The sequence below is a fragment of the Lentzea roselyniae genome (assembly GCF_039537795.1).
Lineage (GTDB): Bacteria > Actinomycetota > Actinomycetes > Mycobacteriales > Pseudonocardiaceae > Lentzea > Lentzea atacamensis.
Genome location: NZ_BAABBE010000026.1, coordinates 48,845 through 62,405 on the forward strand (window position 1 = coordinate 48,845; position 13,561 = coordinate 62,405).

Below are 13,561 nucleotides of genomic sequence, written 5' to 3' on the forward strand. Positions count from 1 at the left end.
GAAAATCCCCCAGGTTTGTGCACTTGTACGTGTCATCGCTACGTCGTCAAAGCTGTTACGTGAGCCGTCCCACAGCGTCGACGACCACGTCGAAGAACCGGTCCACGTCGAGCCCGACGGCCACGCGGGCGTTCGGTTCCGTCCCCAGCCGCCCGTGCAGGTCGACGACGGTCGCGCCGCGCGTGAACGTCCCCGTCGTCTCGATGCCCACGAACGCCTCGACGCACGTCACCAGCGTTGGATCGATCACCCGCGCCACCGCCACCGGGTCGTGCAACGGCGGCGCCTCGAACCCGAACACCTCGCGGTAGGTCGCGGCGAAGAACGTCATCAGGTCACCGCAGATCCGCCCCAGCGGGCCCAAACCGTTCAGCCGCGCGACAACCTCCGGTGTCACCAGCGCCTGGTGGGTCACGTTCAACCCGATCATCGTGACCGGCACCCCGCTCGTGAAGACGATCTGCGCGGCCTCCGGGTCGACGAAGATGTTGAACTCCGCGTACGGGGTGGTGTTGCCGCGCTCGGTCGACCCGCCCATCAACACGATCTCGCGCACGGCGGAAGTGCCGTGTCGGGTCAGGTAGGCGGCCACGTTCGTCAGCGCCCCGGTCGCGACCAGCGTCGCCGGCATGTTCGCGTGCATCACGTCGATCGCGTGATCCTCGACCACGCCAACGGACACCGCGCCGAACGCCGGACCGTCCATCCCGGACTCGCCGTGGATGTCCTCCGCCACGTACAACGGGCGCACCAACGGCCGCGCGCAGCCACGCGCGATCGGCACCGAAATTCCGGCGGCCGAACAGATCCGCTGAGCGTTCAGGGTGACCTTGTCCAGCGTCTGGTTGGCTGCGACGGTCGTGATCGCGCGCAGGTCGATCCCAGGCGCTCCTGCGGCGAGCAGGATCGCGATCGCGTCGTCGTGGCCGGGGTCGCAGTCGAGCACCACAGGGGTCGGCATGACCCCATCCTGCCTTTCACGTCCATGAAACAACCGAAAAGGTTTTCGCGAACTCTTGACGAGGTCAGGGCCGGTCCGGCTAGCGTGGGGAAACCGTTTACCGGGGAGGTTTGCATGGTCCGCAGGCGTTACGCGGTGGTCGGCACGGGGGCGCGGGCCGAGCGGCACGTGCACGCCATCGCGGTCGAGCACGCGGACACCTGTCAGCTCGTCGCGTTCGCCGACGTGAACCGCACCCGGATGAACGTCCACAACGACCGGCTCGCTGATCTGGGGGTCGAGCCGGTCCCTGCGTACGGCGCGGACGAGTTCCTGAAGATGCTCGACGAACAGCAGGTCGACGTGGTCGTCGTGACCACAGTCGACCGGCACCACGTCACGTACATCGTGGAGGCGTTGGACGCCGGCCGCGATGTCGTGACGGAGAAGCCGATGACGACGGACGTGCCGTCGGCGCGAAAGATCCTGGACGCGGTGCACCGCAACGCCGGCAACGTCACCGTCACGTTCAACTACCGCTACAACCCGATCCACGAGAAGGTCCGCGAGCTGCTCGCGGGCGACGCCGTCGGCGAGATCGGGTCGGTCCACTTCGAGTGGTTGCTCGACACCCGGCACGGTGCCGACTACTTCCGCCGCTGGCACCGTGACAAGGCCAACTCCGGCGGCCTGATGGTGCACAAGGCGACGCATCACTTCGACCTGCTCAACTGGTGGGTCGGCTCGGTGCCGGAAACCGTGTACGCGCACGGCCGGTTGTTCTTCTACGGCGAGGAAAACGGCAAGCGGCACGGCTACTCCCATGACGACCGGTTCGCTCTCGAGCTGGAGCAGAACGCCTGGCTGAAGAAGCTCTACGTCGACGCACGGCACGAGGACGGCTACCGCCGCGACCAGAACCCGTTCGACCCCGGTGTGTCCATTGAGGACGACATGTCGGTGATCGTCCGCTACGCCGGCGGTGCGAACCTGACCTACCACCTCACGGCCTACTCGCCGTGGGAGGGCTACCGGCTGATGGTCAACGGCAGCAAGGGGCGTCTCGAACTCGAAGTCGTCGAGAACTCCTGGGTGTCGAGCCAGAACCCGGCCGTGCACGGCGTGAACGCCAACCCGGAGGAGGGGTGGGCGAAGCTCTCCGTGCAACGACTGTTCGAGCAGCGGGAGGAAATCCCGCTGGAGTACGACCGGGACGGTCACGGCGGCGCCGACCAACGCATGGTCGACGCGCTGTACGGGCCGGACGGGCAGGAAGACCCGTTGGGACGCAAGGCAACGCACTACGACGGCACTCTCTCGCTGCTGACTGGTTTCGCCGCCAACCGCAGCTTCGAGACCGGGGAACCGGTGCACGTCGTCGACGTCATCGACCTCCGCTGAAAGGGAGATCCGTGAAAGCGCACAAGGTTGTGGGCTTGACGCTGGGCGCATTACTGGTGGCTTCCGGCTGTGGCGGCGGCGCGAGCAACGGCCAGACCGAGATCCGGTTCATCTGGTGGGGCAACGACGACCGCGCCAAGGTGACCAACGAGGCGGTACGGCTCTTCGAGAGCCGCAACGCGAACATCAAGGTCTCGACGTCGTTCCAGAACTTCCAGAACTACTTCGAGAAGCTCTCCACCGAGATCGCGGGCGGCAACGCGCCGGACGTGATCCAGATGGACTACCGCTACCTCAACGAGTACGCGGGCCGCAACGTGCTGCTCGACCTCACCCCGTACGTGGGCAAGGAGATCCGCACCGCGGACTGGGACCAGGGTTTCATCGGCAGCGGCAAGCTCAAGGGCAAGCAGGTCGCGATGCCGCTGGCGCAGAACTCCACCACGATCGTGTACGACCCGAAGCTGTTCGGGGCGGCCGGCGTCAAGCCGCCGGAGATCGGCTGGACCTGGGCCGACTACAAGGAGGTCGCGGCCAAGATCCAGGCGAGCACCGGCGGCAAGGTCGCGGGCTCCACGGACTTCGGCGGCACCGAGGACGTCTTCGAGACCTGGCTGCGGCAGCGCGGCAAGGCGTTGTACACCGACGAGGGCAAGCTCGGTTACGCGAAGGACGACCTGAAGGCGTTCTGGCAGCTGTCCAAGGACTTCCGCGACGCGGGGGCCACCACCCCGGCGGAACTGGTGACCACGCTGAACGCCGGTGCCGAGCAGACGCCGATGGGCAAGAGGCTCTCGGCGTCCGAGCACAGCTACGACAGCCTCTACGGCGGCTACAACACGGTCCGCCCGGACGAGCTCAAGCTGGGCCCGTACCCCAGTGACAGCAAGGAAACCCTCGGCTCCTACCGCAAGCCGTCGCAGCTGATCAGCGCGTCCGCCCGCACGAGGCACAAGGACGCGGCGGTCAAGCTGATCGACTTCCTGCTCAACGACCCCGACGCGGGCAAGATCCTCGGCGCGAACCGCGGCCTGCCGGCGAACCTGAAGATCCGCGAAGCCGTGGCGCAGAACCTCAGCGGCGCCAACAAGGTCATCTTCGAGTACCAGAAGTCGGTCGACGCCAAGCTCGGCGACGCCCCGGCCGCACCGCCCAAGGGCGACGGCACGATCTACAAGCTGATGCAGCGCAAGCACGAGGAGGTCGTCTTCGGCAAGAAGACGATCGACCAGGCGCTGGACGAGTTCTGGCGCGACGCAGAAGAAGCACTGAAGTAGTGGTGCTCGCTCAACGGCGCTCGCAGAGCGTCGCGTACCTGTTCCTCGGTCCGTGGCTGCTCGGCGCGATCGGCCTCACGGTCGCGCCGATGGTCGTGTCGCTGTACCTGTCGTTCACCGACTACGACCTGTTCAACGAGCCGCGGTGGGTCGGCTTCGGCAACTACGCCAAGCTGTTCGGCGACGACCCGCGCTACCTGCACTCGGTCGGCGTGACCCTGCGGTACGTCGCGTGGTCGGTGCCGTTGAAGCTCGTGCTGGCGCTGGCCGTCGCGCTGCTGCTGAACTCGTTGCGCGGCAAGGGGCAGGCGTTCTTCCGCTCGGCCTTCTACGCGCCGTCGCTGCTCGGTGCCTCGGTCGGGCTGGCACTGGCGTGGCGGGCGATCTTCGACACCTGGGTCGACACGCCGGACCACGCGCTGATCACCATCGTGCTGCTGTCCGCGTGGCAGTTCGGCGCGCCCATGGTGATCTTCCTGGCCGGGCTGCAGCAGATCCCGCGCGACCTGTTCGACGCGGCCGCGGTCGACGGCGCGGGCTGGTGGCGGCGGCTGTGGTCGATCACGCTGCCGATGCTGTCGCCGGTGCTGTTCTTCAACCTGGTGCTGGAGACGATCCACGCGTTCCAGGCGTTCACGCAGGCCTTCGTGGTGAGCGGAGGGCGCGGCGGGCCCGCCGACTCGACGTTGTTCTACACGCTCTACCTGTACGAGCGCGGGTTCACGGAGTTCCGCATGGGCTACGCGTCGGCGATGGCGTGGGTGCTGCTGGTGGCGGTCGCGGTGATCACCGCGGTGTTGTTCCGGACCTCGCGGTACTGGGTGTTCTACGGAGACGAACGTTGAAGCGGGTCGCCGTCTTCCTGTTGTGCCTGGCCGCGCTGGCGCTGGTGTTGTACCCGATCGTGTGGTTGATCTCGGCGTCGCTCACGCCGGTCGAGGACCTCGTCGCGAACCTGCGCTCGCTCTTTCCCGGCCGCGTGACCATCGACGGGTACGCGGGCGCGCTGGAGGGTGCGGGCGGCGAGTCGTTCTGGACGTTCCTCGGCAACTCCACGATCGTCGCGTCGGGTGCGGTGATCGGCAACGTCGTGTCGTGCTCGCTCGCGGCCTACGCGTTCGCGCGGCTGCGGTTCCGGCTCTCCGGCCCGCTGTTCGCGTTCGCGCTGGTCACGATCATGCTGCCCGCGCACGTGACGCTGATCCCGCAGTACGTGGTGTTCCAGAGGCTGGAGATGATCGACACGTTCGTGCCGCTGATCCTGCCGAAGCTGCTGGCGACCGACGCGTTCTTCGTGTTCCTGATGGTGCAGTTCATGCGCGGCATCCCCCGCGAGCTGGACGAGGCGGCGAAGATCGACGGGTGCGGGCCCATCCGCAACTACCGGTACGTGGTGCTGCCGCTGTCCCGCCCGGCGATGGTGACGACCGCGATCTTCACGTTCATCTGGACCTGGAACGACTTCTTCTCGCAGCTGATCTACCTGTCGTCGACCGAGAACTACACGATCCCGATGGGCTTGCGGCTGTTCATCGACCAGACGTCGTCGTCCTCCTATGGGCCGATGTTCGCGATGTCCGTGCTGTCGCTGGTGCCGATCGGGCTGTTCTTCCTGGCGTTCCAGCGGTTCCTGGTAGCCGGCGTGGCCACGACGGGGCTGAAGGGATGACGCGCGAGCGGGTGGAGGTTCTCGCCGACGCCCTGCTGGTCGGGCTGTTCGTCTTCGTGGCCTCGCTCCCGCTGGTGACCGCGTTCTCGGCGTTCGGAGCGGGGTGTGCCGTCCTGCGGGGCGGTCTTCCGGCGGGACGGTTCTGGTCGTTGCTGCGCGTCCAGTGGGTGCCGGGTGTCGTGTTCGCGGTGCTGTGGGCGGTGCTGGTGGTGGACGTGATCCTCGTGGTCACGGTGCTGCCGGCGCCGCTGCCCGTCCGGCTCGCCGTTGTGGCCGGTTCTGCCGCGATCGGGGCCTGGTCGCTGTCGCATGCATGTCTTGGTTGGCGCGGCGGATTGATATTTGAGGCACCTGAGCCGATGCTGATGGCCGCGTTGGTGGTCGCCGGTGTGCTGGTGTGGGCCCTGCCTCCGCTGGCGCTGGTGATCGCCGGACCCCTGGCGCTGGCTGCGGAGTCCACCCGAGAAGGGTGAGGACGATGCGTGTTGCGCTGGTCGGGGCGCGTGGGCACGGGGCGCGGCACGTGGAGAACCTGCTCCGGCTCGGTCACGACGGGGTCGCCACCTTCGTCGGTGTCGTCGATGTGGCGGATGTCACCGACGTCGAGGTGCCGGTGCCGTCCTACCCGGATCTGCCGTCGCTGGCCGCCGAGCTGCACCCCGAGGTCGCGGTGATCTCCTCGCCGCCGTCGACGCACCGGGACCTGGTGCTGTCGGCCTTCGCGCTGGGCTGCGACGTGATGGTGGAGAAGCCTGCGTTGCTCTCGGTGGCGGACTTCGACGAGATCTCCTCGGCCGCAGCCGACCGCGGGCTGGTGTGCCAGGTCGGGTTCCAGTCCCAGGGCACCGGCTCGTACCGGCGGCTCTGCTCGCTGATCGGCTCCGGCGCGCTCGGGGACATCTCGGGCATCGGCGCCGCCGGCCGCTGGGTGCGCACGGACTCCTACTACGAGCGGGCCACGTGGGCTGGGCGGCACGGCGAGGACGGGACGCTGGTGAACCCGTTCGCGCACGCCCTGCAGAACGCCCTGTTGCTGGCCGACGTGGAAGAGCGCACGGACATCGGTGTGGAGCTGGAGCTGTTCCGGTGCCGCGACACGATCACCGCCGACGACACGTCGTGCGTGCGCGTCACGGCTGATGGCGCGCCACCGGTCGTAGTCGCGTCCACGCTCTGTGCGTCGACATCGTTGCCACCGGTGATGCTCGTGCACGGCTCGCTGGGCCAGGCCGTGTGGTGGTACGACGACGACCGGCTGACCGTGAACGACCACCGGATGGCCGTGCCGCCCACCGTCGACCTCCTGGAGAACCTGATCCGGCACCGGCAGACCGGCGAACCCCTCGTCGCGCCCCTGGCGGCCGCGCGGGCGTTCACGTCGGTCGTCGAGGCCTGCGGGAAGGCGGACGTGCCGCTGGTGCCCGCCCGCCGCACCGGTGACCGCGTGGTGCTGGACGGCATCGACGAGGTCGTCGTGCGCGCCGCGGAGAAGATCGCGACTTTCGCCGAGCTGGGCTGCGGTTTCGGGCGGTAGTCTCCCGCCGGGTCCGCCAGTGTTCGGGAGTTGTGCGTTGGACACCTACATCGACTTGAAGGACGTCCGGGTGACCGGGTACGTCAGCCAGGGTCTGATCGCGCTGGTCGCCGTCGCGTCCGTCTGGGGCACGGTCGTCGACTGGCGGGGCGGCTCGTCCTCGTGGAGCTTCCTCGCCATCGTGCTGCTCGTGCCCGGGGCGGTGGCGTTCATCCTCTGGTTCCGCAACGCCACGCACAACGCCGAGGCGATCGCCCTGCACGGCGTGCGGATGATGGGGGAGATCTGGAAGGCCAGCGACCCCGGCCAGCGCGACGTGCCGTTCGAGGAGCGGGTGGCCAGCCCGTTGATCAAGCCGTGGCAGTACGCGTTCCTCGCGATGGTGCTCTGTGACGTGATCGAGTCGTTGTTGCTCGACACCCCGGTCTACGTGGTGTTTTCGACTTTGTCCACGTTGTGCGCGGTGGCGGCGGCCGGTCTCGCGTGCTTCCTGATCTTGCGGGTGACGCTGATGCAGCTCCGGTTCGCGGTACCTCAGCGCAAACGTCGCTGAGTACGCTATACTGACTCTTCGGTTGCAGTTTTGTGTTCGTGTCATTTCACGCTCGCCAAACTTCAGTTGCGAGCGCTTCTCCTTCTTAGCGGTTGGGGCGGGTCGGCTCACGACCAACCACGGAGCGGCCGCACAGTGCGGTTCGTTCTTCAGCATTGAAGGAGCAGCAGTACATGGCAAACGGCACCGTCAAGTGGTTCAACGCCGAAAAGGGCTTCGGCTTCATCGCCCCCGAGGACGGCGGCGCTGACGTCTTCGTCCACTACTCGGCCCTCAACGGCGGCGGCTACCGCAGCCTCGAGGAGAACCAGAAGGTCTCGTTCGACGTCACGCAGGGCCAGAAGGGCCCGCAGGCGACGAACGTCACCGCTCTCTGACGTCGTTCACAACGCAGGGCCTCCGGTGTTCCGGGGGCCCTGCGTTCGTGTTGTGATCAGTCGATTTCCCCTACCCTGGCCCGATGCCGTTGCTCGGACCAGCCGATCCGCTGCCGCACGTGCCCCGGCGCATCCTCGTCGCCGGCAACGCCGGATCCGGCAAGTCGACGCTCTGCCTGCGCATCGCCGAGAAGCGCGACCTGCGGCGAGTGGAGCTGGACAGTCTCTACTGGGGGCCACAGTGGACGCCGCGACCCGAGTTCGCCACCGAGGTGGCGGCGTTCGCGGACGACGACACGTGGGTCACCGAGTTCCAGTACAAGGAAGTGCGGCCCGTCCTGCTGGACCGCGCGGACACGTTGGTGTGGCTTGATCACCCGTTCGCGACGGTGATGGGACGGCTCGTCGGCCGCACGATCAGACGCCGCGCGTGCCGCGTGGAGTTGTGGAACGGTAACCAGGAACCGTCGCTGTGGTCGGTGTTCACGGACTCCGAGCACATACTGCGGTGGGGCTGGAAGACCTACCGGCGCAACCGGGCCAGGGTGCTCGCCCTGGTCGACGAGATCGCGGTCGTGCGGTTGTGCGGGCAGGCGCAGGTGGAGCGGTGGCTGGCCGGCCCGCTGGCGTCGGTCGGACGGGAGCGTGCTCGGTGAGAACGGCGCTGGTGCTCGGCGGGACGGGGATGCTGGCCGGCTGCGCGCAACGGCTGGTGGAACGCGGGTGGCAGGTCGTGCTGCCGTCACGGACGCGGCCCCTGATGGCCGACGAGGGGCCTGGCAGGGCGGCGCGGGCGGCCATTTCACGCGGACACCGTCCGACGTGGGTCAAGGCCGACTGGACCAAGCCTGCCGCGCTGGCCTCGGAGGTCGAGTACGAGCTGGCAGGCCGGCCGGTGAACCTGCTGGTCGCGTGGGTGCACGACAGCTACCGCGAGGGCGTCCTGCGGGCCGTGCGGCATCTCTTGGCAGAAGGCGCGCCGGTGGTGGAGGTGCACACGTGCGCGCCGGTGCCGGACCCGGTGCTGCCGAACCCGACGCAGCAGGTGTTGCTCGGCCACTTCGCGCACGACGCCGCGCAGCGCACGAGCCGTGCCGTCCTGGATGCCGTCGAACGGGCGTTGGAGGGACGGGCGCCCTCGCTGCACCACGAGGACGCCCGCTGAGCGTCAGCCCTTCTGGACCTTCGCCCGGCCGATCTCCGCCTGCACCTTGATGCCGGCCGCCACGTTCACGAGCTGGCGGACCACGACGTCCTCGTTGCGGATGTCGGCGATCTTCTGCTTGGTCTTCGTGGTGAACTCGAACTCCGCGACCGCCGGCGACTTGATCTCGGCGACGTCGCGGAACTCCTCGCTGAAGTCCACGACCACCGTCGCGTTGTCGAGGACCTGCAGCAGGTAGTCGTCGGGCCGTCCGGAGGAGAAGCCCTTCTGGAACGCGCCCTTGACCTTGATCCCGTCGGCTGTCTCCTCGAAGTCGAGGACGCCGTCGACGGGGGAGAACAGCGCCTCCTGGAAGTCGGCGGTGGCGGTCACGGGTTCGGCGGCGACGGCCGGGGACGTCGTGAGCGCGGCACACGCGAGCAGCGCGACGAGGATGCTTGGCGGTTTCGGCATGTCTTCGTTCGTACCGGCGGCCATTTAGCCCCGCATGACCAAAGGTGTAGCTCGATCGGGCGGTGCAGCTGTCACACATCGAGACGCCGCGTCGTCTCCACGGCATGAACATCGCATTGTGGATCTCTCAGGGCGTGCTGGCCGTTGTGTTCCTCATCTCGGGCACGCTCAAGTCGACCCAGTCCAAGGACCGCATGATCGCGACCGGGCAGACCGGGGTGGTGTTCTTCCCGCTCCCGGTGATCCGGATCGTGGCGGCGCTGGAGCTGGCGGCGGTCGCCGGGCTCCTGCTGCCGGGGCTCACGGGGATCGCCCCCGAACTCACACCGGTGGCGGCCATCGGGCTGGCCGTGGTGATGGTGGGAGCGGCGATCAGCCACACCAGGCTGAAGGAGGTGCGCGCCGTGTCGACGAACGTGGTGCTGTTCGCCCTGTGCGTGTTCGTCGCCTGGGGGCGACTGGGCGTTTGACGAGGTAGCTCCGCGCCGACGTCGGGGACCCGTTGATTCTGGGGGAGTTCTCATGACCGAAGGCGTTCTCCGGCCCGTGCACGGTGCAGGCGTCGTGGCGACCGTCCTGATCGGAGTCGTCGCACTGACCAAGGTCCTCGTCGCGGTTCTGGCGTGGCTCACCGTCGATGCCGTGTAGCTCACGCCGCGGTGGGACGGGTGCTCTCGTGGGCTCTGCTGGTGGGGTTCGTCGGCGCGGCGATCGCCTTCATCGTGTGGATGAACAGGGCTCGGCACAACTCCGAGGCCATCACGTCCGACCAGCAGCACCGCTTCAGGAACGTGTGGGTGTTCGTCGGCTGGTTCATCCCGATCGAGAACTTCTGCATCCCCTACGCGGTGAGGCAGGACATCTGGCGCGGGTCCGAACGGTCACAGCCCATGCTCGGCCTGCAGCACCGCGAGACGAGCGGCCTGGTGCTGCTGTGGTGGCTCTGCTTCCTGCTGTCGAACTTCTCGATCTCCCTGCCGCCGAAGTACGCGTTCGAGCTCACGGTGTTCGCCACGATGATCCGGCAGCTGAACGCCGTGCAGGTCAGCGGGCCGACCGCATCCCCCGCACCAGCAGCATGACGGAGTCGCGCACCTCCGCCCGTGACCGCTCCGGCTGGAACACCTGCCAGTCCAGCGCGATCACGAGGAGAGTGCCGAACAACGCCGCCGACGCGGTGCCGGGCTCGACGCCTTCCGGCAGCCGGCCCGCGTCGGACAGTCGCTTCATCTGACCGCGCACGATCGACACGATGTCGTCGCGCAGCAGCGAGAGAGTGCCGTGCCATTGGCCCGGCGTCCGCCACAGCTCGGAGACCAGCAGCTGGCCGAACGCCGGATACTCGGCCCAGAAGCCGAGCATCGCGTCGACCAGCGCCTCCAGCGAGTCCTCCGCACCCTCGGCCGCCCGCAGCCTGCCGGCGAGGATCTCCACCCCGTGCCGCAGGAGGGCTTCGACCAGGGCGTCCTTCGAGGCGAAGTTGTAGTAGATCGTGCCCTTGGCGACGCCTGCCTCCGCGGCGATCTCGTCGACCGTCACCGAGGCCGCGCCCCGTTCGCCGACCAGCTTCAACGCCGCGTCGAAGAGCTTCTGCTTGGTCGCTGTCGTTCGCGCGCTCACAGCACGAGCTCCGGCTTCAGCTTGGAAGGTGTCCACACCCGCTGCTTGTAGGCCGCCACGGACGACAAGGCTAGGGCTCCGACCAGCCAGGCGAGAAGGATCAAAGCGTCGTGACCCACGCTGCCGAGGTCGCCGCCGTACATCAGGTGGCGCAGGCCGTCGACCGCGTAACCCATCGGCAGGCCGTAGTGCAGCGGGTACAGCGGCACCGGGATCGTCTGCCACGGGAACGTGCCGCCCGCGCTGACCAGCTGCAGGATCAGCAGGATCAGGCCGAGGAACTTGCCGACGGCGCCGAACGCGGCGTTGAGCGCGTGCAGGATCGCCACGAACGTCAGCGACATCAGCACGAGGAACCCGAACGTGCCGAGGGGGTTCGACGGCTCGATGTCCACCACGAACCGCACCACCGAGAACATCACCAGCACCTGAACGACGCCCAGCAACGCACCCGGCAACCAGCCGCCCAGCGCCACGCGCAGCGCGGACTGACCAGCGGCCAGTGCACGGCGTGACAACGGTCGCAGCAGCAGGAAGAGCACGAACGCGCCGATCCACGTCGCCAGGCCGAGGAAGAACGGGGCCAGGCCCGCGCCGTAGGTGGCGGCCTTCGTCTGGGAGAGACCCTTCACCGCCACCGGGTCACCGATCGCCTGCGCGATGGCCGCCCGCGTCGGGTCGTCCGTGTTCGGGATCTTGTTCACACCGCCGGTCAGGCCGTCGCGCAGCTGTGCGGAGCCGTCCGCGAGCTTCGTGGAGCCGTCGACGAACTGCGGGGTGCCCGTCGCGGCCTGCTGCAGGCCGTCGCGGATCTTCGCGTTGCCGTCCGCGAGCGTGGTGAGGCCGTCGTCGACCTTCACGATGCCGTCGTACAGTCCGGGCATCTTCGAGGCGAGCGTCTCGGCGCCGTCGGCGACCTGGTCCGCGCCGTTCGCGAGCTTGCGCAGGTCGCCGGCCGCACCCTGGACCTTGCCGTTGGCGTCGTCGACGGGCTTGCGGACCTGGCCGATCGTGCCCAGCACGTTCTGCACCTGGGCCTCGGTGAAGCCCAGTGCCCGCAACCGGGTCGCGATGTCGCCGTTGGCCTGGTCGAGCACACCGACGAGAGCCTGGGCCTTCTTGGCGTACTCCTCCGCTTCACGTGCGGCGGTCTCGTTGCCGTCCGCGACCTGGCGGGCCCCGTTGGCGAGCTGACGGGTGCTGTCGGGCAGCACCGAGGCCTGCGAACGCATCTGGTGCGTGCCGTCGCGCAGCTGTGCGGCGCCGTTCGCGGCGGTCACGGAACCGGTGCGGAGCTCCTGGACGCCCTTGTCGAGCTCCTTCAGCTTGTCGCGCAGCTCGGCGTTGCCGGAAGCGAGCTGCGTGGCACCGTCCACCGCCTTGGTGGTCTCCTGACGGATCGTGGAGAACCCGAGCAGCAGCTTGTCGGCGGCCTCGGTGGAGACCTTCGCGGTCACGGCGCGGCGGACCTCGGAGACGACCTGGTTCGCGATCGTGCTGCCGAGGTAGTTGTTGGCGTCGTTGGTCGTCAGCGTCAGCACGCCCTGGCGGGGCTTGTTCTGCTCCGCGGACGTGAGCGCCTCGGAGAAGTCCTCCGGCAGCGTCAGGGCGAAGATGTACGTCCCCTTGCGCACGCCGTCGTCGGCGTCGGCGGGGTTGTCGACGACGTGCCAGTTGAACTTCTTGCCGTTCAGCAGCTCGTCGGCGACCTCCTTGCCCGCGTTGAGGTCCTTGGCGCCCTTGTCCTTGACGACGAGCGCGGCCGGCACCTGGTTGAGGTTCGCGTACGGGTCCTTGTTGGCGTAGAGGTACAGCGAGGCGTAGAGCAGCGGCACCAGGGCCAGCGCGAGCACCGCGAGCCGGGGCAGGGTGCCGGACGTGACCCGGCGAAGTTCGTTGAAGGCCATGCGAAGGGCGCTCATGCGGTGATCTCCATCTTGGTGTCGTTGTCCTCACCAAGGCGCGCGTGCGGGATGTCGAGGATGTGGGCGGAGGAGTTCGAGCACAGGGCGACCACGGACCGTTCTGGGGTCACGTAGTCGTGCGCCAATGCGAACCACTCGCGCGGGTTGGGGTGGTAGCGGTCGGGGCAGTCGAGGACGAGCGTCGTGACGCCGGGCCGCGCGGAGGCCAGTTCGAGCATCACGGCGCACCGCGTCTGCGGCGGCACGTGCTCGAAGCGCTTCGTCGCGTGCTCGTCGGCGGCGTGCTCCACCAGCCAGTCGTGCACTGCCTTCTTGCCGGAGGACATGCCGTTCATCGCGAGCTCCTCGCCGACGACGGCGGCCAGGGACAGCGCATCCTCCGGCTCGTTCACCTCGGGGGCGTCGACCAGCACGACCTGCTTGCGCAACGCCCTGGCGTCCGGCGAGACCGTGCCCGTCGAGGGCTTGATGCGGCCGGAGAGCAGCAGGCCGAGCGCGGTGTGACCGGCGCCGGGCTCGCCGGCGACCAGCGTCAGCTCGCCCGGCTTCACGATCAGCGAAGTCGGCCGGAGCAGCGGACCATGTGCCCCGTTGACGCCTGCGCGTTCCGCGCGGATCTCCACGGCTTTACCTTCCGTTTAAACTGA

The 13,561-nt window shown here is 68.2% G+C and carries 18 protein-coding genes; 13 read left to right on the plus strand and 5 right to left on the minus strand.

Features of this window, described 5'->3' with window-relative positions:
• Nucleotides 1–55: 55 nt before the first annotated feature.
• Nucleotides 56–961, minus strand: coding sequence for a nucleoside hydrolase (locus ABFX45_RS34595; protein ID WP_109641022.1), 906 nt, complete (start codon nucleotides 959–961; stop codon nucleotides 56–58).
• Nucleotides 962–1,075: 114 nt separating this feature from the next.
• On the opposite strand from ABFX45_RS34595, the gene ABFX45_RS34600 reads away from it, so the two are divergent.
• The 10 genes from ABFX45_RS34600 (at nucleotide 1,076) to ABFX45_RS34645 (ending at nucleotide 8,916) form a co-directional block, all read left to right on the plus strand.
• The gene (locus ABFX45_RS34600) at nucleotides 1,076–2,341 is read left to right on the plus strand and encodes a Gfo/Idh/MocA family protein (RefSeq protein WP_346134639.1); all 1,266 of its coding nucleotides are present in this window, start codon (nucleotides 1,076–1,078) and stop codon (nucleotides 2,339–2,341) included.
• Between the two features lie 11 nt (nucleotides 2,342–2,352).
• A complete protein-coding gene (locus ABFX45_RS34605) occupies nucleotides 2,353–3,618 on the plus strand; it encodes an ABC transporter substrate-binding protein (RefSeq protein ID WP_170155274.1) in 1,266 nt (421 codons plus the stop codon).
• A 2-nt stretch (nucleotides 3,619–3,620) separates the two neighbouring features.
• A complete protein-coding gene (locus tag ABFX45_RS34610) occupies nucleotides 3,621–4,463 on the plus strand; it encodes a carbohydrate ABC transporter permease (RefSeq protein ID WP_233440153.1) in 843 nt (280 codons plus the stop codon).
• On the plus strand, nucleotides 4,460–5,287 hold the full coding sequence (locus ABFX45_RS34615; RefSeq protein ID WP_109641019.1) for a carbohydrate ABC transporter permease: 828 nt from the start codon (nucleotides 4,460–4,462) through the stop codon (nucleotides 5,285–5,287). Before ABFX45_RS34610 ends, ABFX45_RS34615 begins: the two co-directional genes overlap by 4 nt.
• Nucleotides 5,284–5,760 carry a hypothetical protein gene (locus ABFX45_RS34620; protein WP_109641018.1) on the plus strand — a complete coding sequence of 159 codons (477 nt, stop codon included), beginning with the start codon at nucleotides 5,284–5,286 and terminating at the stop codon, nucleotides 5,758–5,760. The genes ABFX45_RS34615 and ABFX45_RS34620 overlap by 4 nt, the downstream gene beginning before the upstream one ends.
• Nucleotides 5,761–5,765: 5 nt before the next feature.
• The gene (locus ABFX45_RS34625) at nucleotides 5,766–6,821 is read left to right on the plus strand and encodes a Gfo/Idh/MocA family protein (RefSeq protein WP_346134643.1); all 1,056 of its coding nucleotides are present in this window, start codon (nucleotides 5,766–5,768) and stop codon (nucleotides 6,819–6,821) included.
• 37 nt (nucleotides 6,822–6,858) lie between these two features.
• Nucleotides 6,859–7,374, plus strand: coding sequence for a hypothetical protein (locus ABFX45_RS34630; protein ID WP_109641016.1), 516 nt, complete (start codon nucleotides 6,859–6,861; stop codon nucleotides 7,372–7,374).
• A gap of 173 nt (nucleotides 7,375–7,547) precedes the next feature.
• Nucleotides 7,548–7,751, plus strand: a complete 204-nt coding sequence (locus tag ABFX45_RS34635) for a cold-shock protein (RefSeq protein ID WP_086665400.1) — start codon at nucleotides 7,548–7,550, stop codon at nucleotides 7,749–7,751.
• Nucleotides 7,752–7,834: 83 nt separating this feature from the next.
• The gene (locus tag ABFX45_RS34640) at nucleotides 7,835–8,407 is read left to right on the plus strand and encodes a P-loop NTPase family protein (RefSeq protein WP_346134646.1); all 573 of its coding nucleotides are present in this window, start codon (nucleotides 7,835–7,837) and stop codon (nucleotides 8,405–8,407) included.
• Nucleotides 8,404–8,916: a Rossmann-fold NAD(P)-binding domain-containing protein gene (locus tag ABFX45_RS34645; RefSeq protein WP_233440152.1), complete on the plus strand. Its 513-nt coding sequence runs from the start codon at nucleotides 8,404–8,406 to the stop codon at nucleotides 8,914–8,916. The genes ABFX45_RS34640 and ABFX45_RS34645 overlap by 4 nt, the downstream gene beginning before the upstream one ends.
• Nucleotides 8,917–8,919: 3 nt before the next feature.
• Here the strand turns inward: ABFX45_RS34645 and ABFX45_RS34650 are convergent, their stop codons facing one another.
• Nucleotides 8,920–9,369 carry a hypothetical protein gene (locus ABFX45_RS34650; RefSeq protein ID WP_146231822.1) on the minus strand — a complete coding sequence of 150 codons (450 nt, stop codon included), beginning with the start codon at nucleotides 9,367–9,369 and terminating at the stop codon, nucleotides 8,920–8,922.
• Between the two features lie 104 nt (nucleotides 9,370–9,473).
• On the opposite strand from ABFX45_RS34650, the gene ABFX45_RS34655 reads away from it, so the two are divergent.
• Genes ABFX45_RS34655 through ABFX45_RS34665 form a run of 3 tightly spaced genes read left to right on the plus strand, consistent with a single transcriptional unit; the run spans nucleotide 9,474 to nucleotide 10,451 of the window.
• The gene (locus tag ABFX45_RS34655; RefSeq protein ID WP_109641077.1) at nucleotides 9,474–9,839 is read left to right on the plus strand and encodes a DoxX family protein; all 366 of its coding nucleotides are present in this window, start codon (nucleotides 9,474–9,476) and stop codon (nucleotides 9,837–9,839) included.
• 52 nt (nucleotides 9,840–9,891) lie between these two features.
• Nucleotides 9,892–10,017, plus strand: a complete 126-nt coding sequence (locus tag ABFX45_RS34660; protein ID WP_346134649.1) for a hypothetical protein — start codon at nucleotides 9,892–9,894, stop codon at nucleotides 10,015–10,017.
• Nucleotides 10,018–10,028: 11 nt separating this feature from the next.
• Nucleotides 10,029–10,451, plus strand: a complete 423-nt coding sequence (locus tag ABFX45_RS34665) for a DUF4328 domain-containing protein (protein ID WP_346134651.1) — start codon at nucleotides 10,029–10,031, stop codon at nucleotides 10,449–10,451.
• Here the strand turns inward: ABFX45_RS34665 and ABFX45_RS34670 are convergent.
• The 3 genes from ABFX45_RS34670 to ABFX45_RS34680 are packed head-to-tail and all read right to left on the minus strand — an operon-like array spanning nucleotide 10,414 to nucleotide 13,537.
• Nucleotides 10,414–10,989, minus strand: coding sequence for a TetR/AcrR family transcriptional regulator (locus ABFX45_RS34670; protein WP_346134653.1), 576 nt, complete (start codon nucleotides 10,987–10,989; stop codon nucleotides 10,414–10,416). The two genes, ABFX45_RS34665 and ABFX45_RS34670, sit on opposite strands and share 38 nt — an antisense overlap.
• Complete coding sequence (locus tag ABFX45_RS34675) at nucleotides 10,986–12,911, minus strand: YhgE/Pip family protein (protein ID WP_109641011.1); 1,926 nt, start codon at nucleotides 12,909–12,911, stop codon at nucleotides 10,986–10,988. The genes ABFX45_RS34670 and ABFX45_RS34675 overlap by 4 nt, the downstream gene beginning before the upstream one ends.
• Nucleotides 12,908–13,537, minus strand: a complete 630-nt coding sequence (locus ABFX45_RS34680; RefSeq protein WP_109641010.1) for an ATP-binding cassette domain-containing protein — start codon at nucleotides 13,535–13,537, stop codon at nucleotides 12,908–12,910. Before ABFX45_RS34680 ends, ABFX45_RS34675 begins: the two co-directional genes overlap by 4 nt.
• Nucleotides 13,538–13,561: the final 24 nt, after the last annotated feature.

What these genes read in the sequence shown, in the direction of transcription:
- ABFX45_RS34595 (WP_109641022.1), bottom strand. Translation starts at nt 961, where the DNA reads ATGCCGACCCCTGTGGTGCTCGACTGCGACCCCGGCCACGACGACGCG.
- ABFX45_RS34600 (WP_346134639.1), top strand. Translation starts at nt 1,076, where the DNA reads ATGGTCCGCAGGCGTTACGCGGTGGTCGGCACGGGGGCGCGGGCCGAG.
- ABFX45_RS34620 (WP_109641018.1), top strand. Translation starts at nt 5,284, where the DNA reads ATGACGCGCGAGCGGGTGGAGGTTCTCGCCGACGCCCTGCTGGTCGGG.
- ABFX45_RS34625 (WP_346134643.1), top strand. Translation starts at nt 5,766, where the DNA reads ATGCGTGTTGCGCTGGTCGGGGCGCGTGGGCACGGGGCGCGGCACGTG.
- ABFX45_RS34635 (WP_086665400.1), top strand. Translation starts at nt 7,548, where the DNA reads ATGGCAAACGGCACCGTCAAGTGGTTCAACGCCGAAAAGGGCTTCGGC.
- ABFX45_RS34640 (WP_346134646.1), top strand. Translation starts at nt 7,835, where the DNA reads ATGCCGTTGCTCGGACCAGCCGATCCGCTGCCGCACGTGCCCCGGCGC.
- ABFX45_RS34650 (WP_146231822.1), bottom strand. Translation starts at nt 9,369, where the DNA reads ATGCCGAAACCGCCAAGCATCCTCGTCGCGCTGCTCGCGTGTGCCGCG.
- ABFX45_RS34655 (WP_109641077.1), top strand. Translation starts at nt 9,474, where the DNA reads ATGAACATCGCATTGTGGATCTCTCAGGGCGTGCTGGCCGTTGTGTTC.
- ABFX45_RS34660 (WP_346134649.1), top strand. Translation starts at nt 9,892, where the DNA reads ATGACCGAAGGCGTTCTCCGGCCCGTGCACGGTGCAGGCGTCGTGGCG.
- ABFX45_RS34675 (WP_109641011.1), bottom strand. Translation starts at nt 12,911, where the DNA reads ATGAGCGCCCTTCGCATGGCCTTCAACGAACTTCGCCGGGTCACGTCC.